The organism is Legionella gratiana, from assembly GCF_001467695.1.
GTDB lineage: Bacteria > Pseudomonadota > Gammaproteobacteria > Legionellales > Legionellaceae > Legionella > Legionella gratiana.
Genome location: NZ_LNYE01000022.1, coordinates 76649 through 99024, shown reverse-complemented (window position 1 = coordinate 99024; position 22376 = coordinate 76649). Strand labels below are relative to the sequence as shown.

Genomic DNA, 22376 nt, shown 5'->3' with positions numbered 1-22376 from the left:
GGCGTTCAGGATACGATTATTGAGCGATCGTTATCCTCTGCAAAAGCAGCCGAATCTTGGTCACAAGTTAAAAATTTATCTACTACGATAAATTGTCTCAAGACAACTTAAAAAATCGCCGGCAATATCCAAATCTGTTTCGGCTTCTATTTCACGCAAGCAGGTCGGACTTGTAACGTTAATTTCGGTTAAATAATCTCCAATCACATCAATACCCACAAAATATAAACCCTTTGCCTTAAGAGTAGGAGCAATTTGTTCACAAAGCCATCTATCTCGAGCTGTGATAGGGATCACTTCTCCTCGAGCTCCTGCGGCCAAATTTCCCCGTAAATCTCCTTCAGCAGGTATACGAGCCAAAGCATAAGGAATCGGTTGGCCATTAATTAACAAAATACGTTTATCTCCTGTTGTCTTTATTTCATGAATATAACGTTGAGCAATGATGGTTTGTGTTTGGTTTTTAGTTAAGACCTCTAAAATCACTGCCAAATTTTTTCCTTGTTCTTCGACATGAAATACTGAATTTCCTCCCATTCCTTCCAAGGGCTTAAAAATCACCTGTCTATGCTCTTCCCAAAATGCTTTCAATTGTTTTATATTTCTAGAAACAAATGTTGTAGGACAACATTGTGGAAAATTCAAAGTAAAAAATTTCTCATTGGCATCACGTAAAGCCTGTGGATCATTTGCAACTAAAACACCTTCATGTGCCGCAAGCTCCAAGAAATAAGTAGTGTAAATATATTCCGTATTAAAAGGAGGATCCTTGCGCATCAAAATGATATCAAATGCACTTAGAGGCTTTTCCCCTAGATTTGTCATCTTTGCCCAATCGTTACTGTACAAATCACCAATACGTAACTCATAGACTTGAGCAAAAGCTCGCCCTTCTTTGCAGAATAAATCTTCTTGGGTAAAAACAACACAAGACCATCCTAACTCTTGCGCTCTTTGGAGTAGAGCAAGAGAAGTATCTTTATGAGGTTTTAATTGTTCTATTGGATCGAGTAATATCCCTAATTTCATTATTCACCTCCTATTGCTGCAATTTCCTTTGCTGCAGCAAGAGCTGCTAAACGAGCGATAACACCATAAACATAAAAACGATTTGGATAATCCACTTCAGTCAAGTCATCACAAGGCATATTACACGCTTGAGCAAAAGCCAAAGGCTCAAAATGCATTCCTGGTGCATTCAGATTTTCATCGATACCACGTTCTTTATGAACTCTATAAAATCCACCAACAACAAACTGACCAATCATATAAACTACTGGCTCGGCAACAGAACCATTTGGCATAGTTTCAAAAGTATATACACCTTCTTGAACAATAACTCTGTCTACTTTACGCCCTCCTTTACTTGCCGACATCCGAGTGCGTTGTTTTCTGTTGAGTAAGCGAACTTCTTCTGCATTATGCACCATCATAACACTCATTCCATAAGTGCCATTATCAGCCTTAATGACAACAAATGGATTCTCTTTGATGCCATAAGTCTCATATTTATCTTTCATTAAGGTTAAGATTTTATCCACTTCAATGGCTAATTTATCGATACCTTCTTGTGCCATAAAATCAATACCTTCTATAGCACTAAAATAGGGATTGATTAACCAAGGATCCATACCGACCAATTCAGAAAACTCGTTAGCTACTTCATCATAAAAATTGAAATGATTGGATTTTAATCTTGAAAACCATCCTAATTGTGCTGTAGGTCTTATTTTTTGCTGTATATCTTGTAGAATTTCGGGGACACCTTGAGATAAGTCATTATTTAATAAGATAAAACAAGGATTAAAATCGGCTAAACCTACACGGTCACCCTGACGTTGTATCGGTTCAAGCAGTAAAGTTTCACCGCTTTCCAGAACAACTTCCTTGGGCTCAGTTATTTCTGGATCTAGGCTGCCGATACGTAAGATAAAACCAGCCTTTATAAAAATCGTCTTTAATACATTAAGACTTTGTAAATAAAATTTATTACGAGTGTGACTTTCAGGAATCAATAAAATCCGAGTACAATCAGTAAGATAATCGATTAATACAGACTGTGTTGCCTGAATGCATAATGGAAGAAACTCAACATTTAAATTATTAAATCCTGCTGGAAACAAATTGGTATCCACAGGAGCTATTTTAAAACCAGCATGCCGTAAGTCAACAGAAGATGTTAATGGCGGAGGAGTTTTTTTCCATTGATGCCTAAACCAAGTTTCAATGGCAGCAATTTGATTTAAAACAATTTTTTCCACATGAAACAAAGGTCCAGAATGTGCAGTAGTCAAATGAGGAACAGGAATTTCATCTGCATTCATACTTTTTCTCTTATTATTTTTTCAAAGATGTTACCGAGGTTAACATAGAAATAAAAGATCTTATTAATTTTCTGTTATCATATATTGCAGTTATGTAAATTAAATTCACAAACAAATCAAAGGAACCTCTGTTTATGATTAATGAACTAGCACAACAATTTGCTGCACAAATACAAACTTTTCTTTATCTTATGACCTTAATTAATGGCATTTTACATTTAATTTTTGCTGGTGCTGTAGCACATGATGCTGGAAATATGAATCAATTAGGACAACGACCTGTTCTAGTTTCTGCAGCTACTTGGGCATTTACAACCTTAATAGGTGGTGTATTTATAGCAGCGATTTATTGGTTATTACATCACTCCACATTAACAAGACCGGTAAGAGAAATTCGTTATGATAAACCCTAATATTAAAACAATAAATGTGCATGAACTTAAAAATAAAATGAAAAATTATCCTGATCTTTGTTTAATTGATGTGCGGGAATTAAATGAATGGGAAGAATTTCATATACCAGGCGCAATTCATATACCCAAAGACAGTATTATCTCCTCCATTGAGTCTAAAATTCCTAATAAAAATCAAGCCATTTATTTGCATTGTAAAGCAGGAGTAAGATCTTTATACGCAGCCCAATCCTTAATAACCTTAGGATATCAAGAAGTTTATTCCGTTAATGGAGGAATACTTGAATGGGCCTCATCTGGCTATCCTATAGAGAAAATACATAATTTCTAATTAGTCTTGCCAGAGAAAACGATGAAATTTTTTGGAATTAGTGTCTGTAACACCAATTCCAATTTTTAGGATATTCATACCTAGTATCCGTTCAGGTAATGGCGTCTTAAGTATGAAGTCTATCTATTATTTAGCGGCTGTATGTTTGTATTGGTTGCTCTTCAGGATCGTTGCGGAGATCAATCTTAGTTGCGCCGCCCTTCTCTGCAAATAAACCAAAAGTCTGCGTTGCTGGTTTCTTATCAGGTTCTTTAGCTAACTGCTCCTCTTTAGCGATTTTCACTTGCTCTAACTGCAATGCATTGATTTTTTGTAGCAAATCAACGAGTACTTTTTCAACTTCATATCCTCTAATTCTCTTTTTTGAAAAAATCTGCTGGCGATCTTCTAAATAACCATTTCTGGGATTAGAATCTAAATATACATGTGCATGCATAAATTGACTTAGTGCATTATACATGTCCTGTAAATCTTTTGAATCTGGAAAATTGTCTTTGGTAAGACTCAATGATGTTGTTAATGAATTAAATAAATTACTATTCGTTGGACGCAGAAAAACTGGAGTGACAACACCTTGATAGCTTTCATCAATTTGATTCCAAACATAAAATGCAGCTGCATTAAGAATACAGGTTTTATTTTCAATGTCTGATCGATTAAGACCTCCTATGACAGCAAGAAGATACTTACACTGTGTGGCTCTTTCCGGATGAGTTTTATAAAGAGTTCTTAATGCGGTTTTTAAATCTTTCTCATAAATCTTATGATGTTTTAATTCGGTTGCTATACTTTCCTTAATATATTTTTCCAATGATTTATATGCTACATACTGAAAACCCATTTCTGCTCTCCTTAAACTCCATGAATCGGGAATTAGTAAAATTTACTCCAACGACCGAAGTGTAAACCAATTCATCAATACAGTCATGCATTTTCTTTTTACTGCTTACTTAATTTTTAATCTTTAAAAATCAATAAGTAATCATCATAAATTTATAGCTAAAAATTCGAAACTCAACGTACTTAGAAGATAGAAAAAACTGATGAGGTCTTGTTTTTTAATCGCTTTTGATTACCCTATCTACTCGTTTCAAATCTTTTGTCCCTTGTAGGATTATTTATGCAAAATTACATCTGTGCGATTTTTTTTATTTTAGGTTGTATTTCAACTTATGCTCAAACAAATCAACCCAAGTTGATCATACAACTAGTCATTGATCAGTTACGTGGTGATTTAATTTACCAACATCAACAACAATTTGGTAATGAGGGATTTAATTATTTATTAAACCATGCTCTTGATTATCATAATACACATCACCCACATGCCAATACAACAACTTGTGCTGGCCATGCCACAGTTGCCACAGGAAGTGTTCCTGCATTACATGGTGTCATCAATAATGAATGGTATGACCGAAAAACGCAACAAATGGTCTATTGTATGGAAGATTTAAAAGCCAACATCCTCCACACTCCCCACACCCATATTGCCGTACCAGGTCGTTCACCTAAAAATTTATATACTTCTACTTTGAGTGATGAAATCATATTGTCTCAAAAAGGACGTGCCTTTGGAGTCTCTTTAAAGGATCGCGCCGCAATTACCTTAGCTGGTCATGCGGGTAAAGCATTTTGGTTTGATACAACTAATGGTGGTTTTGTTACCAGCGATTATTACTACATCCAATACCCTCAATGGGTAAAAAATTGGAATAAAAACTATCATGCTCAAGATTTTGATTGGAATCTGAGTCGTCCTAAATCAGAATATCAAAATGCAAACTCTCCAGGATTTCATCATGAGGATGAGCTTTTTGGACAAACTTTTCCACATCATGTAACTCAAGCCCCAAATCCAGAATACTTTAAATTCTTATCAAGAACGCCTAAAGCAGATCAATTAACTGCTGATTTTGCAGAGCATCTTTTAATCGAAGAACAATTAGGCAAGTCTTCTGATAAGACCGATTACCTCGCTATTAGTTTTTCCGCAGTAGATGCAATTGGTCATCAATTTGGCCCTAATAGTCTTGAGGCTGAAGATAATTTACTTGAATTAGACAAAACATTAGCACATCTTTTTGCAGTCGTTGATAAGCAAGTTGGCTTAAATAATACACTCATTGTACTGACCGCCGATCATGGCGTAAACGACGGACCAACCTATCTTAAAGCGCATCATTTTGAAGAAATTAATCCAATTAACATTCCTGAAATGGAACAATACATCCATAGTGTATTAAAAAAGCAATATAAGCTCCCAGAACAAGCGCTCATGTCTATCACGCCCCCTTTTATTTATCTCAACAATAAAATAATGACACAACAAAAACTTAAGCTGGATGAGGTAAAACATTTTCTAGCTCAAGCCTTAACTTTAAAACCTGGCATATTTAAAGCATATGCACTGCCTATTACCCATCTCGAAAAAGATTGGCTTAGTGCTAAAGTAAACAAAATGTACTACCCTTATCGATCTGGAGATGTTTATATTGTTCAACCACCCAATCAATCTTATGGTTTAAAATATAAAGATCGAGTCGCTCATGGTAGCCCTTGGCAATACGATAGTTATGTGCCTTTATTATTTGCACATCCATCCTTTACACCACAACGTATTTTTCGACCGACTTTCACAACAGATATTGCACCGACCTTATCTGCATTGTTGCTGATAAAATATCCATCTGCAGCAGTCGGACAACCTTTATCAGAAGTAGTGCACGCCTTTAATTAACGTGAGTTCGACATAAAAGGTATAGAAATGCTTTTTATGTCGTTAAACAAGCGCTAATTTACGAAGCAGGAAACCCCAATTAAAGATTGAATTTGACCTAAAAAACCTTTACTATTTGCATGAAATTTCTAGCGATATCATCATGAACAAACAAGCAATAATTATTGGGATTTCAGGCCCTTCTGCATCAGGTAAAAGTCTTTTAGCGAATACTATTGTTAGTGAGTTAGGTTCAGAGCAAGTAGTAGTTATCTCTGAAGATGCTTATTATAAAGATCATGGCCATTTGCCTTTTGCTGAAAGAGAAAAAGTAAACTACGATCACCCAGACTCATTTGACCATGCTTTGCTTTGCGAACATTTGCGTCAGTTAAGACAAGGTAAGGCAGTTGAAATTCCTATTTATTCTCACTCTCAGCATCTTCGTTTACCTGAAACAAGAACTGTTGGTCAACACGCCATCATTGTTCTTGAAGGAATTTTGCTCTTTAGTGATAAGGAGTTACGTGACATAATGGATATTCGAATTTTTATGTCTACTCCTCTAGATGTATGTTTAACCCGACGTTTAAAAAGAGATGTTGTTGAACGACATAGAACCTTTGAATCTGTAGTACATCAATATGAAACAACTGTACGCCCTATGTATTTGCAATTTATTGAGCCTTCAAGCCGCTATGCAGATATCATTGTTCCTCGTGGCGGAGAAAATAGAATTGCTATAGAAATGATTCAAGCTAAAATGCGTGAATTATTAGCATCACACACTAATTAGAACTATGGGAGAAAATGGTGGGATTTTTAGCGGGTAAAAAAGCACTCATTATTGGTTTAGCAAGTAATCGCTCAATTGCTTACGGCATTGCCAAAGCATTTCATGAACAAGGAGCTGAGTTAGCATTTACCTATCAAAATGAGCGTTTACAAGATCGTGTGGAAAGCATGGCGGCTGAATTCAATTCCACACTAACCTTTCCTTGTGATGTAGCCCATGATAAAGAAATCGAAGATTTGTTCTCCAATTTACGTAAGCACTGGAATCAGTTAGATATTCTCATTCACTCGGTTGCTTATGCTCCAGCAGATCAAATTAGTGGCGATTTTGTTGAGTCTTGCTCACGAGAAGGCTTTAAAATTGCCCATGATATTAGCGCATATAGCCTTATTGGTCTTGCGAAAGCAGCGTTACCTATGATGGAAGAAACCCAAGGTTCTCTTTTAACACTCAGTTATTATGGTGCGGAAAAAGCAGTGCCGAATTACAATGTAATGGGAGTAGCAAAGGCTAGTTTAGAAGCTTCCGTACGTTATTTAGCAGCAAGTCTTGGTCGTAAAGGGGTAAGGGTGAATGCGATCTCAGCAGGACCGATTAAAACTCTTGCGGCTGCAGGTATTAAAGACTTTCGTAAAATTCAAAGTGCTTATGCTCAAATTACTCCACTTCAGCGAAACGTAACTATTGAAGAGGTAGGTAACACAGCCGCATTTCTATGTTCTAATTTAGCTTCAGGCATTACTGGCGAAGTAGTTCATGTTGATGCGGGCTATCATGCAGTATCTACTATGTGTGATATCGGTTAATTCCGATCGTTACTCTCTGATTCATAGCCCTGGTTGCTTGCCTGTGGAAGTAGGCCCGGGCCTTAACTTAGTAGCATTAATCGATACTGCGTACTTTTTGCGAGATTTTTTCGCAACCTGAGCTCAAATTTGACCGCTTGTGCTCTATTCAGCATGGGATACCTGAGCTATTACATAATTGTTTCTGTCCCCGCTGTCAAAAAAGACATGATCATCTTAAACTTGGAGATTTCTCTACGCAATCTAGAACAGAAGGAGTAGCTCCTGTCGTTTTAAAAAAGCGCAGTTCTCTATTGATCAATTTAGATGATAATAAATGCTCTTGCTCTTCTTGTGAGTCTTGATTAAGCCCTATCAAATCAAAATATCGCGCAATTTTCGAATCTGAAGCTTTTTTTGCATAATCCATGGCATTTAGGCCATGTATATCTGTTATCTTTGCATTAACATCTGGTTGCTCTAATAAAAATAAAACACTTTGGTAATCTTCCCTACGGACCGCTTGGATTAGCAAGGTTTCCCCCACACTATTTTGGTGATTAATGTTAATACCAAGATTCATTAAATGTCGAAAATAAATATAACGATTTTTTCTTTCATCAGAAGAACATTCTTTTTTAAGTAGGTGAAAAAAAGGCGTCTCTCCTTGTGCATCTTCCAACTTCAAAGAAGCACCTGCGTTTTGTAATAATTGAATTCCTTTAATATTTAATGTGCTCATCATCTGAGCAAGTGGAGAAATACCAGAAGGCAAAATCACATCAGGTGACGCTCCGAGTTGCAAACAATCAGTCAAATCCTCCATTGCCTCATTTAAAATGGCAGACGCTAATTTTGATTGCAATTGTTCTTGGGGTGAGAAAAATGATAATTGCTTGGTTTCTTTAAGGATATCAATTGGAGTCATTTGAAATGCATTTTTTACTTCTGCAAGCTCTGGAGAAGCAGCTTGCAGTAGGCGATAAATGCCGTGATTCTTTATTATCGCAGCAATATGCAAAGAGGTGTTTTTATCTTCATCCATTGTTTGAGGATTCAAACCTTGGGCAAGTAAATAACGGACACTGTTAATTTTACCATGTCGTACAGCAAAAAGGAGATGCGAGTCATTCAATAGTTTGCTTTCTGAATCCTCTTCCGAGCACAAAGCAAGTTGAATTAATTCAGGGGAATCCTTTAAAATTGCTTGTTGGATGACTGAATTGATTTTTTTAGGATACGATTGCTCTACGCTAGGGAATGTTATCAGAGTTAACTTAGCAGAGTTCATTGCAACATCAAGGGTGTTTTTATCTAAATATTTCCCTGCTTTTTGAATACAAGCTTGGCGCATTTCATAAATAGTAGATAATTTAAATGGATTACTTTGTGCTAATCCTCGGGAAAAATATGCATTATGAATGTCATTCTGGGATTCTGACTCAACTCGAGAAGCAAGGCATAAATACTTCATGGTAAATTGGAACGCTGCCGAAGCTTCAAATGCTTTATGTTTTTCTATTAAACAAAGAGCTGCTTTAAAATATAAGTTGGCAATAATCAAGTAGGCAGGAGTGCCAAGCCACTCAGCCTCTTTTTCAAAAACAGGTAACATGTGAAGCACATTAAAGAATGCCTCCTCATCTTCTTCTTTAGAAGACATTTGCATGGAACATTCATGTGCATAAGTCTTAAAAGCATGATATGAATGATACGCTATTGCACGCTGTAAATAATACTCTTTTTTTTCAGAGGGACTTAATGATAGGTAATAATTGAGATAGCCTAAAGTGATCTCCATGTCACTTAATCGGGATGACTTCTTAAAACGAAATTGTGGAAGATTTTTTACACGAATGGCTTCGCGTTGCGCTTCCCAAAATGCATCAAAATCAGGTAAAGCTATTATTTTGCGAATCGTTGGATGTTGCTGACAAAACTCATTTAATTCTGTGAGTTTTAATGGGGTTAAACTGGATAAGACCTCTCCGTGATTCAAATCATTTGAGTCTTCAACAAAATTTTCCAACCGCACCTTAAGTGCCAAAAGTTTAACAGCTTGATCATTTGTCATAAAATACCGAGCCACAAAATTTGTTCAAAATGTATCATAAAAAAACAATTTATGTCAAGAATGGAATAGTTCACATCCTTTCAGCATACCTCGGATTTCGCGTCTACATCAAGCGATATTCTTTCCGACATAGACTTGCTAATTAACGTAAGTTCGATATAAAAGGTATTTCTATGCCTTTTTATGTCACTAAAGCGATCTGGTTTAAATAAAAGCAGTTCGATATAAAAAATAAATTTATTTTTTATATCGAACTGACGTTAATTAAACTTTATAGTTATTTCTGGTGGAGTAATTTGCGATGGATTATTTTCTATTATTTGCTCTTCAGACAAATTCATATCCACGATTTTTTCTTTTTCCTTGTCTAATTGCTCCTCCTCTGATTTTAAAGGATCCTTTGTTTGCCAATCTTGATCGAGCACTGGTACTCCAAGCTTTTGCATCGAATTATGAACACGAGTTGGTATTAACTCATATGCTAGCTTTGATTCTTTGCCCATGGCCTTACTTTCAGTTTTAGCGGTATTATAATCAGTTGCTAAATCTCCATGTTGTATACACCTCTCTAAGTATTCATCGAGTGCTTTTTGATTGGTGTTTACCGGATTTGTTACAAATCGCATTAATACATGATTGAAATAATTCACCCTATCCAATTTAACAGCAGCTTCATAAGCTTTGGCAAGCTTATCTTCCATGCCTTCTTGCAACTCTTTCTCAGTGATTAAATCCAATATTATCGGTCGTAGCTTTTGTTGTATATCTAATTGGAGCTTAAGCTGAAGATGTTTCTCAAACCCCGAATTTCCCTTAATGGCATGAAGAGTATCGTACATCGCTTCGACTTTTTTTGAAGGATCTTCTTCCGCCATTTGTATTCGAGTTTGATAATGCTCAATTAATTTTGTAGCAAATTTAAGATTGCTGCCAGAATAGCCCGCACTCATACGCTTTATATCGTTCATATTAAGATAGTCTGTATCCATGCTAAAAGGTGCGCGTTCTGGATAGATACTGTTTTCATTAATTTTTTGTAATTCTTCTTTTGAAATAATTAATGTATTGCCATTAAATTCACAAGATTCTACACCTGCGCTTTCAAGAATATTAATAAGATGGCTGCGATTACATTCATTAAAGGTTAAATGCATATCATTACCGTGCTCTTCAATAGCGGTGATCCGAATTGTATTTCTTGTGGTCCATGGATTTCGATAAGGACGACCGTCATCAGAAAATAGTACCGGATTATTAGCGAGCTTTTCTAATTCTAAGGCAGGTTTTATCTCATTTTGATGGGTTATAAATCGCTCACCAGTCATGGGCTTTCCATTAATAATAGGAAAGTTTTTAAACATTGTCACAAACCGATTATTGATAGTTTCCTTGATAGTCTCAGCATCTACTTTTAATTTTATTAATTCACTTTTCTGACTTTTTAAGGAGGTCAATTGTTCATTTTCTTCTCGTTTTAACGATCCCCGCTCTAATTTAAGTCGCTCAAGCTGATTAATCTTTTCTTGAGTAGAGACTAGGTTCGCAGTATGAGTGCCAATAATGTTATCCAACATTACATTGATTCTTTCTTGATTATTTATAAGATGAACAATCCCATCAAATTTAGTATCAAATGAAGAGTCTTCGACAAGACTTCGATTTCTACCTTGATTATGGCGAGAATGGCGTTTTACTCCAATAGGAACCATACTGAGGCGGGTATCAAAATCCATTTTATCGCTACTCATAACCACCTGATCAAATATATAGAGTTCTTTACCTCCAATAATGGCTTTGTTTTGATTATAGGCACCGATAAAATCTGTATCATTACAAAGAAAGGAAAATCCTACTTTGTGGCCAAAATCATGGAGCGTCGTGTCACAATGTAACCCATTTCCTACTGGAGTAATGGTAGAATGATGTAAATAAGGATCTCCGATAGTTCCAATTTTTGTTATTCCACTAGGCACTATAATTCTTTGTGTTTCACCTTGCGCGAATTCTTTCATTAATTGAATATCATCAAAAGGAACATAGAGCGCAACCTTGCCCTTATGGTTAACCATGGTCGACTGGGTAGTGGTAAAACCAAGAATTCGAGCAATATTTAATGCAATTGCTTCTCGTTGTACTTCAATAGTTTCACCATGTTTTGGTAATTTAAGTATCCCTTGTGTTTTTAATTCGTAATCCCTTGTATGTTGACGAAAGTCAGTAAAATTAAGATCTGTTCCTTTCGCCACAATGTTTTGAAGTTTTTCTAGGACCACTTCGCGAGGTGTAACAGATATTTTTGCAGTAACGCCACCAGCAGATTCCGCCATTGTGCAAAATTGTACAGGCTCTCCTTGTTCATTAGGTATATCAATAATTTCAAGTTTTGAAATTTTATCGATATTTTTTAGAAGAGAGAGAATACTCTTACATTTGGCTTTTTCTTCGCTATTTTCTTCTTTATATTTTTTTTCAAACCAGTCAATGGCTTCTTTGAGTTTTTTCGGTGTCGATATATCTGCATTGGGTAAAATAGTTTTTGTTGTCTCTAATAAAACTTCATATGCCTGCTCTTTTAGTTTGTTAAGCTCCTCATCAGCGCTGATGGGTTGGGGATTAGTTTTTCTACTTATGTAATCAGCATTACGAAGCGATGCCCACAGCTGAATTTCGTCATCCAGTGCATCTTCATCATAAACAACAATCGCTGGAGGAGTTTCATCATTGAACTCTACTGCCTGTTTCGCCAGTACAACAAAAATCTTGAATTTTGGGTCTCCTGGTGTGAGCTCGTTTAGATTTAAGGAATTCTCATTAATATATTCAATAGTTCTATCAAGAAGTTCAGAACGTTCCATATCATCAAGCCAGGACTCTTCAAACTCTTCAGCATAAAGAGTTTGTAAATAAAGCCGCATTAAATTTTTTTTAATTTCGGGATCCATAACACTGTCTTCTATATAAGAGTTACACTTATATCAAGTTTAGTATAAAAATTTCAATTCATGCTCAGCATCAGCAATCAACCTTATGATTCTTATATTGAAATTTTCTCAAAAGCACAGTCCAATGGACGAATTTAGCGTGGTAGGTCTAAAACCTATTTGCTCTTTTGTAGATAAGGTAATAAATAGTGAATATCGAGATCAGTAAACCACTTTAAGGCTTAGGAGTATTAGGCTCATCATTTTCTATAGGAGTATCTTTAGGGCCTAAATTATGCTTCTGGGCATCTAATTCTTCTTTTGTATCTACAGCGCCACCTATCTGGGTATTACGAATATAGAGCCTCTCAGCTTCTGTATCCTCTGAATCGTATTTATTCTCAACTTCTTTTTCCACATCTGATTTCAGATTTTCCTCTTGTGCCTTTTTATGAATTTCATCCCATTTAGAATTAGACATAATCAACCTCAAAAAAATTACTTAATCAAATTATAGCTCATTTACTCTTATAACATTAGAGCTTCTCATATAATAAAGCGCTTTATCCTACAGCCTAGGTTTCTCGCGGGTAGAAACCTAGAAAAATCCAGAAATAAAAAAATAACTCTAAACAAAAGGTTCAACTTCACCATAATTTTTATAAACAACATCTAATGCTTTTAATGACTCTAATAATGGTTTCATTTTAGCTAAAGGCCAACTGTTTGGACCATCACTTAATGCCTTATCCGGATCAGGATGCGTTTCCATAAACAAGCCTGAAATACCTGCAGCTACCGCAGCACGAGCAAGAATGGGAATAAATTCTCGTTGCCCACCTGAAGCCCCATTATTTCCACCTGGCAATTGCACTGAATGCGTTGCATCATAAACAACAGGACACCCAGTATCACGCATTATCGCTAAAGAACGCATATCTGAAACCAAATTATTATAACCAAAACTCACTCCACGCTCACACGCCATAATCTGGTCATTTCCTGTGGCTTTTGCTTTAGCAATCACATGTTTCATTTCCCAAGGAGCAAGAAACTGACCTTTTTTGATATTAACAGGCTTATTCATTGCTGCTACTTTTTGAATAAAATTAGTTTGTCTGCATAAAAAAGCTGGTGTTTGTAATACATCAACAACACTAGACACCTCCAACAAAGGTGTATCTTCATGAACATCCGTTAAAACAGGAACATCAACTTGTTTTTTTACTTTTTCTAAAATAGACAATCCTTTTTCAAAACCAGGACCTCTATAACTGGATATAGAAGAACGATTTGCTTTATCAAATGAGGATTTATAAATAAAAGGAATTTGTAATTCACTACATACTTCCTTTAAATAACCTGCCGTTTCTAACGCTAATCCTTCACTTTCGATGACACAAGGACCAGCAATTAAAAATAAAGGGCTACTTAAACCCACTTCAAATCCACATAATTTCATTCTTTATTTTTTCCTTGATGTTTCTCTCGAGCAGCAAGTACAAATTGTTTAAACAATGGATGACTTGCTCTCGGAGTTGATGTAAATTCAGGATGAAATTGGCATGCCAAAAACCAGGGATGATCTGCTAACTCTACCATTTCAACTAAAGAGTTATCTGCTGATCGACCAGAGATAACCAGACCATGTTCCACTAAACTTTCAACATACTTATTATTGACTTCATAACGATGTCGATGACGCTCGATGATTTGTGGTTTTCCATATACCTTACGAGCCAAAGTTCCTTCTTCCAACTGACATAATTGCGCTCCCAAGCGCATTGTTCCACCTAAATCAACATGCTCATCACGAAGTTGCTTTGAACCATCCGCATCCATCCATTCACTAATTAACCCAAGCACCGGATATGGAGTATTCTTATTAAATTCAGTAGAGTTTGCTCCTTTTAAGCCAATAACATTCCTAGAAAACTCAATTACAGCAGTTTGCATTCCTAAGCAAATTCCTAAAAATGGAACCTTGTTCTCACGGGCATATTGGATGGATTTAATTTTTCCTTCGATACCTCGCTCACCAAATCCACCTGGAACAAGAATGGCATCGACACTTTCTAAAAGCGATGCACCATGTTTTTCGATAATCTCCGCATCCAAATAAACAATATCAACCTTTGTTTGAGTATGAATTCCAGCATGAAGTAACGCTTCATTAATTGATTTATAAGCATCGTTCAATTCAATGTATTTACCAACCATCGCAATTTTGACAGTCATAGTTTGAATCGCCTGCATTGCCACAACACGATCCCATTCGCTTAAATCAGCTGGTTTTACATCCAGTCCCAATTTCTTAACCACAATATCATCTAAGCCATGCTCGTATAAGACTCTTGGAATTTGATAAATACTTGGAGCATCTTCAAGAGGAATAACCCCTTCTTTCTCAACGTTAGTAAATAAGGCAATTTTAGCTCGATCAGCCATAGGCAATATTTTTTCAGATCGACAAATCAAGATATCGGGTTGAATCCCTATGGAACGTAATTCTTTCACCGAATGTTGGGTGGGTTTTGTTTTTGTCTCACCCGAAGTAGCAATATAAGGAACTAATGTGAGGTGTATAAATAAAGTCCGTTGTGAACCTAATTCAATGCGCATTTGGCGAATAGCCTCAAGAAAGGGTAATGACTCTATATCACCTACAGTTCCACCAATTTCTACCATAGCCACATCAAAATCATCAGCACCTAATTTGATGCATCGTTTGATTTCATTAGTAATATGAGGAATGACCTGAACCGTTCCACCTAAATAGTCGCCACGCCTTTCTTTTTTAATAACCGTTTCGTAAATCTTTCCTGAAGTAAAATTATTACGTTTTGTCATGGTTGTATTCACAAAACGTTCATAATGCCCTAAGTCTAAATCCGTTTCTGCGCCGTCATGGGTCACAAAAACTTCACCATGCTGAAACGGACTCATTGTTCCTGGATCAACATTAATATAGGGATCAAGCTTGATTAGGGTCACTTTAAGACCACGTGCCTCAAGAACAGCAGCGAGTGACGCAGCTGCAATACCTTTTCCTAAGGAAGATACTACTCCTCCTGTAATAAAAATAAAATTTGTCATAATTGACCTTGTATCCTGCTAATTTATTGCCAACAAATGCCCCATTCTCTCTTTTTTAGTTTTTAAATATTTGTGACTTTCCTTAGTAGGCTCTATCTCTAAAGGCACTCTCTCAGTAACCTTTATTCCATAACGGTCAACAGCAGCAATTTTTGATGGATTATTAGTTAATAATCGAATTGCTTCAATACCTAAATACTTAAGCACTTGATAAGCAATAGCATAATTTCTACTGTCAACAGGTAGACCCAATTGGTGATTCGCATCAACTGTATCTAAACCTTGCTCTTGCAAGGCATACGCTTTTAATTTATTTGCTAAACCAATTCCTCGGCCTTCCTGGCGTAAATAAATTAATATCCCTCCTTCTTCTGCAATCATAGAAAGCGATTGCTCCAGCTGTTTACCACAATCGCATTTACAAGAGCCAAAAATATCTCCTGTAATACATTCCGAATGAATTCGCACCAAAGGAACTCGATTCACAAATAAAGGAGGTTTAACTAACGCAAAATGTTCTGCTTGATCCAGTTCATTTGCAAATACAGTCATCTCAAAATCACCTTTATTCTGCAAAGGGATACGTGTTGATGCCGCAGCTTTGACTAACACCTCATGACGAATTCTATATTCAATCAAATCCTTGATGGTAACCAATGGAATATCATGCTTTTTAGAAAATGAAATTAATTCATCACGCCGGCTCATGGTACCATCTTCATTAATAATTTCACAAATTACTGCAGCAGGAGTCAAACCTGCTAACCTTGCTAAATCAACGCTACCTTCTGTTTGTCCAGGCCTTTCTAATACTCCTTTTTTCTTGGCCCGCAAAGGAAAAATATGTCCTGGAGAAATAACATCTGTTGGACCACTTTCAGGATTAATTGCTACCTTAATTGTTTCAGATCTGTCTTTAGCTGAAATACCTGTTGATACGCCTTTTGCTGCCTCAATTGATACAGTAAATGCTGTGCCATAAGGCGATTTATTATATTGTGCCATCATAGGCAATTGTAATTTATCAATGAGTTCCTCAGCCATAGACAAGCAGATCAAACCACAACCTTGTCGAGACATAAAATTAATTACTTCTGGAGTTGCATATTCTGCAGCTACAACCAAATCCCCTTCATTTTCTCTATCTTCATCATCCATTAAAATAATCATTTTACCTGCTTTGAGTGTTTCCACTGCGTGTTCAATTGTAACTAATGAATGCTTCATAACGCGACCTCATTTGTTTCATCCTCCCGCCAATCCAAACATGCTATCATGTTGTCGTCCATAGCATGCCAAGAAACAGTATGCGCTCGGCTAAATACCCCACTTTGCTGGTACGCTGAAATTGCACTGTGATCCAAACTAGTGGGAACAATATATAAATAAGTTCGATGAACTAATCCTTCCCGATGTAATGCACTAAAAAGAGCACCACCCGCTTCCACCCAAACATCATGATATCCCAACGTCCCTAAATGCTTTATTACAGCATTTAAATCCATAACCCCATTTTTCTCAGGCATTAAATGAAAAGTACTGTTGGGATAAGAAATTTTCTGCTCATTACAATGAAAAATATGGCAATGAGTCGTAGTTGAAAAAATTTGAACATCTTGATTAAGACATAAATGTCTGTCAATAATTGCAATTGTTTTTTTCTGTTCTTCATTGCCTAAGCGAACATTCATTCTAGGATTATCCAACTGTACTGTTCTAGCCGTAGTAAGAATTACATCAGTAGCAGCTCTCTTTTGATGAGTAAATTGCTCACATAAAGCATTTGATAGAATAACACGTTCTCCTTCAGCTTGACCAATTTTACCATTTAATGTTTGCGCTATTTTAACAGTTACTCTAGGTTTTTGCCTTAAAGTCCAATAAGTATAACTTTTATAAAATTCAGTAATTTCTTCTACTGGATAATGCGTCACCTTGATTCCTCGTGCACGCAGTTTTTCTGAAGAATTATTTTTAGCAACAATTGGATTAGGATCTAAATATGCAAAAATAACTTCCTCAACACCATGATTAATAATCGCGTCCACACAAGGAGGCGTTCTCCCCCAATGATTGCATGGCTCAAGAGAAATATACACGCTAACCCCTGGTGTTTTAGGGGGAATTTGTGTTAACAATAATTGTTCTGCATGCGGAGTCCCTGCACCTCGATGACATGCTTGTGCTATAATAGTTCCATTTTGCACAGCAACCGCACCAACACAGGGATTAGGGGCGCAATGACCTTGCCCAAGACGGGCTTGTTCAAGTGCTGCGAGCAAAAACTTTTTGTGCATTATTGAGTACCTTTATAAAATGCTAGTAACTGCTCTTGCACTTAGCTTGTCATTTCAGAAAGCGGCCTGAGCTAACTAAAAGAAGATGAGTAGTTACAATGCGTGAATGATAACAAATTATTCAATTTTTGAGTAGCCTAATGATTAAATTGAACATTAAGAAAAACATCTGCTGGATTTTGTTAATCAGTATTTTGACTCAGCCTTCTTTAGCTGCTGAACGATTATCGCCTTATTCAACAAACGAATTAGATCAATTAGAAAAAGAATTCGTCCAACAAATTAATCAATCAGACAGCGTAGAGCGAAATCCTTTAGCATCCCAATACATTAATCATGTTGGGAAAAATCTTGCTCAAGCAGGTCATATTAAACCGCCTGATTTCTTTATCGTAAAATCAAATGAAATCAACGCTTTTGCTGGTCCAGGTGGGCATATCGGTATTAATTCACAACTGATTTTAACCACTACCAGTGAAAGCGAACTTGCTGGAGTCATGGCCCATGAAATTGCACATGTGCGTTTACACCATCTCTACAGCATGATAGAGCATCAAAAACAAATGCGTATTCCTATGCTTGCAACGCTGCTTGCTTCCGCGGCGTTGGGAGTAATCAATCCCACTGTAGGAATGGCCGGAATGATGGGGGCCTTATCAGGATTTTCACAAGATAACGTCAATTTTGTCCGATCTAAAGAAAAAGAAGCCGATAGAATTGGCATCGATATGCTGATTAAAGCTGGATATAATCCACATAGCATGGCTGCTTTTTTTAAAAAAATGCAGGAAAACTCACGTTATTATTATACTGCAAATGTACCTGCTATTCTGCGATCTCACCCTTTGGATGGAGATAGGATCGCTGAAGCCGACAGTCGCACGGCATCATTTGCGCGCAAGAAGTATCCTGACTCTAATGATTATGCCTTAGTCAAAGAAATAATTCGTACCTCGGTCATACGTGATCCAAAACGCTTACTTGATTATTACGAACATCAATGCACCAAAAGAACTCCTGCTTATGCCTGTCAATATGGGCATGCACTAGCATTAATTAACACAAACAAATATACCCAAGCCTCTGCAATTCTGACTCCATTATTAGAACAACAGGACAATCTCTATTTTCAAATTGCTATGGCACAAGCTGAAACAGGTTTAACACAATATAAATCAGCGCTTTCTCGGTTAGAGGAAATACAAAAAAATTACCCAGATAATTATGCAGCGCTTATGGCCTATGCTGACGGCTTACTGGCTGCGAACCAAAATGAAAAAGCAACTGCTCTCTTGCTTAAAGGAAGTAGAAAATACAAACAAGATCTTCCACTATGTCGCCAGTTAGCTCGAGCACAAGCTCAAACTCATAAAAAAGGATATGCTTATTTTACTCAAGCCCAATGTTTGCTACTAGAAGGGCAAAAAAGAGCTGCAGTAGCCCAACTTAAAGTAGCCCGTAGTCTAGCGAAAAATGATCCTTATTTATTAGCAAGAATCTCCGCTAAAATTGATGAGATTGTGAATTAAAAGTAACTTGTAAAGAGTCTCTCAGCGAAAGCCCGTCCGTAAGAGATCACCCTCCATCTGAGCTATTACGCCCGCCCTAAGATCAATCTCGAAAATTTTCATATTGGAGGGGCAATTTGATGTTTGATTTTTTCAAAAGAGCGATAGTTTCTTGTAAATCGTCGCGTTTTTTCCCTGTAACCCGTACTTTATCACCTTGGATAGATGTTTGAACTTTGGCCTTGGATTCTTTAATACATTTCACAATTTCTTTAGCTGTGGGTTGATCGATTCCCTGTTTAAAAGTCATGTTTAAAGAAAAAAACTTTCCACTGTGTACGGGGTCATCTTCTATATCAACACCAGAGGCATCAACATTTCTTTTACTACAGTGATTACGGAATAAATCTTCTAATTGTCTGACTTGGAAATCTGATTCTGCGCGCAAAGTAACAGTAAGCTCATTTAATTCAATGCTTGATTCTACTCCACGAAAGTCAAAACGGGTACCCATCTCACGTACTGCATTATCAACGGCATGACGCAATTCAACTTTATCGATTTCAGAAACTATATCAAAAGAAGGCATAAACAACCCAGCTAAGTTAAAAATATAATTGACAGTTCGATATAAAAAATGAAGTGATTTTTTATATCGAACTGCTTTTATTTAGAACTGGATCCCGTATAAATGCGGCGCATTTTACGGGATAACGTTCGTTTAGCGACATAAAAAGGCATTTTTATGCCTTTTTATGTCGAACTCTCGTTAATTTAACAAAAAAAACTATACTGCACCATAGTTATGAAACCTATTCTTTCCTATTGCATCTAATCAAAAAGAATGTTATCAAATTAATTGATTCAAAAATACTCTAATTAGTTATCAACCATACAATGAATTGGATTTATTGTACTCTCTCAAGGATGAGAAAAATGACTAAAGAAAAATATCCATACCACGCATCTTACCAACCCATCCCCAACCAAGCTCGTTTTTGGCTACATTCTGAGGCCTGTTATACTGAAGAAGAATTAAATCAGAGAGCATGGATACTCAAAACTCGTGCTAATTCTGGTATTCATACGGATTATTTAGCCAATCCTAGCTCATGGTTTTCCGATGACTCACAAGCATTAATAAATGTTTATGAACATTCTTGGTTTTATTCCAATGCTTATAAAACACGACATGTTTTAACCAGAGATGATTTCCATGTCCAACCCATTGACAGTCAACGTATGCAATGGCCTGCGTTGTACGATTTAATGCAAAAAACAGGAGATTACTTATTATTAAGAAATAAAGAGCTACATCAAAATCATCTCAATCAGCCCGTAAATTTTTTCTTACTGGATCTCAATCATATCTTGAAAGGAATAAGTCAAAACGCCAACATCAAACAAACGAAAGAACAATTAGAATATCTTACCCGTTATGTTCGTGCTGTAGAAAAAAATATTTCGCCTTTTGTTGGTTCCGATAGATTATTTTTAGCAAACTTTCGCAATGCGATTGAAACCCAGATTCAGCCTCAATTAGCACAAATGCTCGAGTCACAACTATTAAGAGATCGCCTTGGCGAATTATCAAAAACAATCAAACAGTTATCTGCTGACCGAAATAGAATATTGCATTTCGCACTTAATATTAATCCAGTAAACCCTCATTCCTATACTTTTGCCATTGATCAATCCGATGATTTAAAAGCCTACCCGACTCAAGCAGTGAAAGAATGCGGTAAATGCTCTTCTACCGCCCTTATAGAAAGCCCTATATCAACATTAAAATTAACCATCGAACAACTTAAAAATTGCCCTAATTTCGAACTAATTAATATGCAGGATAAAATCTTGGATCATTATGCAAATGCAATATCGGATTTGCATGAACTTGATCAGTTCCAAAAAGTTATTTCACAAACTATAGATCTGTTAGGCCAAGCTGGGGAAGTATATACGGTTTATCAATTTAAAGAACAATTATCTTCGTTGCTTGAGCAAATTGAACTCTTTATTGACGATTCCTCCGTACATATTGATGAAATCATTCAAGCCAATACCCAAGCATACCATAATGCCATTCAGCACGAACAAAACTTATCATTTTTAAAAAAACTGTTAACTTCTGAACAAGAGAAACTAAATACATTCATTCACAATCAAGATACTCTAGCACAATTCCCATCAACAACAACCGATCTCATCAAAACCAATCAAGCTCTAAAAGAGCATGTCCGTCAAGTCATTGTTCATTTAAATGCACCAAAGGTAAAAACAACCAACTTCGAGACAATTGCAGGAAAGACACAAGAATTAAACACCTTGATAAATTCAATGCATCAATGGGTCAAAGTTCAATATGAACTCAAAGGTTTGGAACCTCCTAAAAAACCTCAAGAAATTAAACGGTTATCCCCTTCTCTGTCTTATTCTCAATCTCCTTTGCAATCAAAATCAAATCCCTCATTTTTTCAAGCCTCTCAGCAAAAACTGCCTGCAGATGACATGTGCTTCATAGCCCAACCTTACGAAAATCCTGTATGTCGAACGCCCTATCAACCACTCACCATTACCTCGGGTTCAGAAAATCAGATTGTTCAGGAATGTAGAATACAACCTTGTGAACCCACTAACACCCAGTATTGGGGATTGCTCGCTTTAGTTCCAATTGGTTTCCTTGTTCTTTATTTGTTATATCAATCACGAAATGAATCCGAAATAAACACCGAAGCCTCTGGAAACAAGGAAGATTATGAGCAAATCAAAACTCAAGTTGACGATATATTTATTGAACTACAAAAGGTTAAAGATAAAGATAACTTAGAAACCGAATGTGCGTATGAAAATTTTGTAGAAACATACCGTCAATTAGATAAAAACGCCCAAGCACACAATTATCAAGTTGAAGCACTAAAAGAACTTCTTGACGATTTAAACTATTTCTATAATGAATACTACCAAGAAGATCACTCTACCCCGTTATTAGCTTACATGAATCCGACATAAAAGATATAGAAATGCTTTTTATGTCGCTAAATGAACGTTATCTCGTAAAGCTTGTCCCCAGCGAAAGCGGGGATGCGCAGCATTTATACGGGATCCAGCTCTA

General features: G+C 36.4%; 18 protein-coding genes. 7 read left to right on the top strand and 11 right to left on the bottom strand.

The features are described from left to right. Positions 1–75: 75 nt before the first annotated feature. Together gshB and gshA are read right to left on the bottom strand one after the other, a co-directional pair. Positions 76–1029, bottom strand: coding sequence for a glutathione synthase (gshB, locus tag Lgra_RS08300; protein WP_058498799.1), 954 nt, complete (start codon positions 1027–1029; stop codon positions 76–78). After that, positions 1029–2324, bottom strand: coding sequence for a glutamate--cysteine ligase (gene gshA, locus Lgra_RS08295; RefSeq protein WP_058498798.1), 1296 nt, complete (start codon positions 2322–2324; stop codon positions 1029–1031). Before gshA ends, gshB begins: the two co-directional genes overlap by 1 nt. A gap of 134 nt (positions 2325–2458) precedes the next feature. On the opposite strand from gshA, the gene Lgra_RS08290 reads away from it, so the two are divergent. Further along, a complete protein-coding gene (locus Lgra_RS08290; protein ID WP_058498797.1) occupies positions 2459–2737 on the top strand; it encodes a hypothetical protein in 279 nt (92 codons plus the stop codon). After that, complete coding sequence (locus tag Lgra_RS08285) at positions 2724–3068, top strand: rhodanese-like domain-containing protein (RefSeq protein ID WP_058498796.1); 345 nt, start codon at positions 2724–2726, stop codon at positions 3066–3068. The genes Lgra_RS08290 and Lgra_RS08285 overlap by 14 nt, the downstream gene beginning before the upstream one ends. A 130-nt stretch (positions 3069–3198) precedes the next feature. Here the strand turns inward: Lgra_RS08285 and Lgra_RS08280 are convergent, their stop codons facing one another. Then, positions 3199–3909, bottom strand: coding sequence for a hypothetical protein (locus Lgra_RS08280; protein WP_083502881.1), 711 nt, complete (start codon positions 3907–3909; stop codon positions 3199–3201). A 279-nt stretch (positions 3910–4188) separates the two neighbouring features. On the opposite strand from Lgra_RS08280, the gene Lgra_RS08275 reads away from it, so the two are divergent. The 3 genes from Lgra_RS08275 (at position 4189) to Lgra_RS08265 (ending at position 7389) form a co-directional block, all read left to right on the top strand. Then, complete coding sequence (locus Lgra_RS08275) at positions 4189–5808, top strand: alkaline phosphatase family protein (RefSeq protein WP_058498795.1); 1620 nt, start codon at positions 4189–4191, stop codon at positions 5806–5808. A 142-nt stretch (positions 5809–5950) separates the two neighbouring features. Next, positions 5951–6583, top strand: coding sequence for a uridine kinase (udk, locus tag Lgra_RS08270; protein WP_058498794.1), 633 nt, complete (start codon positions 5951–5953; stop codon positions 6581–6583). 14 nt (positions 6584–6597) lie between these two features. Beyond that, positions 6598–7389 (top strand): enoyl-ACP reductase FabI, encoded by a 792-nt coding sequence (locus Lgra_RS08265; protein ID WP_115385397.1) that lies wholly within the window; start codon positions 6598–6600, stop codon positions 7387–7389. Positions 7390–7600: 211 nt separating this feature from the next. Here the strand turns inward: Lgra_RS08265 and Lgra_RS08260 are convergent, their stop codons facing one another. The 7 genes from Lgra_RS08260 to ribD form a co-directional block, all read right to left on the bottom strand. Then, positions 7601–9442: a DUF5630 domain-containing protein gene (locus Lgra_RS08260; RefSeq protein ID WP_115385396.1), complete on the bottom strand. Its 1842-nt coding sequence runs from the start codon at positions 9440–9442 to the stop codon at positions 7601–7603. Positions 9443–9702: 260 nt separating this feature from the next. Further along, positions 9703–12384 carry a hypothetical protein gene (locus Lgra_RS08255; protein WP_058498793.1) on the bottom strand — a complete coding sequence of 894 codons (2682 nt, stop codon included), beginning with the start codon at positions 12382–12384 and terminating at the stop codon, positions 9703–9705. A gap of 214 nt (positions 12385–12598) precedes the next feature. Next, positions 12599–12844, bottom strand: coding sequence for a hypothetical protein (locus Lgra_RS08250; RefSeq protein ID WP_058498792.1), 246 nt, complete (start codon positions 12842–12844; stop codon positions 12599–12601). Between the two features lie 147 nt (positions 12845–12991). Beyond that, positions 12992–13825, bottom strand: coding sequence for a 3-deoxy-8-phosphooctulonate synthase (gene kdsA, locus Lgra_RS08245; protein WP_058498791.1), 834 nt, complete (start codon positions 13823–13825; stop codon positions 12992–12994). After that, the gene (locus tag Lgra_RS08240; protein ID WP_058498790.1) at positions 13822–15459 is read right to left on the bottom strand and encodes a CTP synthase; all 1638 of its coding nucleotides are present in this window, start codon (positions 15457–15459) and stop codon (positions 13822–13824) included. The genes kdsA and Lgra_RS08240 overlap by 4 nt, the downstream gene beginning before the upstream one ends. Positions 15460–15477: 18 nt before the next feature. Next, complete coding sequence (gene ribB / locus Lgra_RS08235) at positions 15478–16686, bottom strand: 3,4-dihydroxy-2-butanone-4-phosphate synthase (RefSeq protein ID WP_058498789.1); 1209 nt, start codon at positions 16684–16686, stop codon at positions 15478–15480. Further along, on the bottom strand, positions 16683–17756 hold the full coding sequence (gene ribD, locus Lgra_RS08230) for a bifunctional diaminohydroxyphosphoribosylaminopyrimidine deaminase/5-amino-6-(5-phosphoribosylamino)uracil reductase RibD (RefSeq protein WP_058498788.1): 1074 nt from the start codon (positions 17754–17756) through the stop codon (positions 16683–16685). The genes ribB and ribD overlap by 4 nt, the downstream gene beginning before the upstream one ends. 140 nt (positions 17757–17896) lie before the next feature. On the opposite strand from ribD, the gene Lgra_RS08225 reads away from it, so the two are divergent. After that, complete coding sequence (locus Lgra_RS08225) at positions 17897–19285, top strand: M48 family metalloprotease (protein ID WP_058498787.1); 1389 nt, start codon at positions 17897–17899, stop codon at positions 19283–19285. A gap of 82 nt (positions 19286–19367) precedes the next feature. Here Lgra_RS08225 and Lgra_RS08220 read toward each other — a convergent pair whose 3' ends face one another. After that, positions 19368–19853 carry a YajQ family cyclic di-GMP-binding protein gene (locus Lgra_RS08220; RefSeq protein WP_058498786.1) on the bottom strand — a complete coding sequence of 162 codons (486 nt, stop codon included), beginning with the start codon at positions 19851–19853 and terminating at the stop codon, positions 19368–19370. 347 nt (positions 19854–20200) lie between these two features. On the opposite strand from Lgra_RS08220, the gene Lgra_RS08215 reads away from it, so the two are divergent. Continuing rightward, positions 20201–22273, top strand: a complete 2073-nt coding sequence (locus tag Lgra_RS08215) for a hypothetical protein (protein WP_058498785.1) — start codon at positions 20201–20203, stop codon at positions 22271–22273. The last annotated feature ends 103 nt before the right edge of the window (positions 22274–22376 follow it).

Bases quoted from the DNA above. Each gene is read 5' to 3' on its own strand.
- gshB (WP_058498799.1), bottom strand. From the start codon at position 1,029: ATGAAATTAGGGATATTACTCGATCCAATAGAACAATTAAAACCTCAT.
- gshA (WP_058498798.1), bottom strand. From the start codon at position 2,324: ATGAATGCAGATGAAATTCCTGTTCCTCATTTGACTACTGCACATTCT.
- Lgra_RS08290 (WP_058498797.1), top strand. From the start codon at position 2,459: ATGATTAATGAACTAGCACAACAATTTGCTGCACAAATACAAACTTTT.
- Lgra_RS08285 (WP_058498796.1), top strand. From the start codon at position 2,724: ATGATAAACCCTAATATTAAAACAATAAATGTGCATGAACTTAAAAAT.
- Lgra_RS08280 (WP_083502881.1), bottom strand. From the start codon at position 3,909: ATGGGTTTTCAGTATGTAGCATATAAATCATTGGAAAAATATATTAAG.
- Lgra_RS08275 (WP_058498795.1), top strand. From the start codon at position 4,189: ATGCAAAATTACATCTGTGCGATTTTTTTTATTTTAGGTTGTATTTCA.
- udk (WP_058498794.1), top strand. From the start codon at position 5,951: ATGAACAAACAAGCAATAATTATTGGGATTTCAGGCCCTTCTGCATCA.
- Lgra_RS08265 (WP_115385397.1), top strand. From the start codon at position 6,598: ATGGTGGGATTTTTAGCGGGTAAAAAAGCACTCATTATTGGTTTAGCA.
- Lgra_RS08260 (WP_115385396.1), bottom strand. From the start codon at position 9,442: ATGACAAATGATCAAGCTGTTAAACTTTTGGCACTTAAGGTGCGGTTG.
- Lgra_RS08255 (WP_058498793.1), bottom strand. From the start codon at position 12,384: ATGGATCCCGAAATTAAAAAAAATTTAATGCGGCTTTATTTACAAACT.
- Lgra_RS08250 (WP_058498792.1), bottom strand. From the start codon at position 12,844: ATGTCTAATTCTAAATGGGATGAAATTCATAAAAAGGCACAAGAGGAA.
- kdsA (WP_058498791.1), bottom strand. From the start codon at position 13,825: ATGAAATTATGTGGATTTGAAGTGGGTTTAAGTAGCCCTTTATTTTTA.
- Lgra_RS08240 (WP_058498790.1), bottom strand. From the start codon at position 15,459: ATGACAAATTTTATTTTTATTACAGGAGGAGTAGTATCTTCCTTAGGA.
- ribB (WP_058498789.1), bottom strand. From the start codon at position 16,686: ATGAAGCATTCATTAGTTACAATTGAACACGCAGTGGAAACACTCAAA.
- ribD (WP_058498788.1), bottom strand. From the start codon at position 17,756: ATGCACAAAAAGTTTTTGCTCGCAGCACTTGAACAAGCCCGTCTTGGG.
- Lgra_RS08225 (WP_058498787.1), top strand. From the start codon at position 17,897: ATGATTAAATTGAACATTAAGAAAAACATCTGCTGGATTTTGTTAATC.
- Lgra_RS08220 (WP_058498786.1), bottom strand. From the start codon at position 19,853: ATGCCTTCTTTTGATATAGTTTCTGAAATCGATAAAGTTGAATTGCGT.
- Lgra_RS08215 (WP_058498785.1), top strand. From the start codon at position 20,201: ATGACTAAAGAAAAATATCCATACCACGCATCTTACCAACCCATCCCC.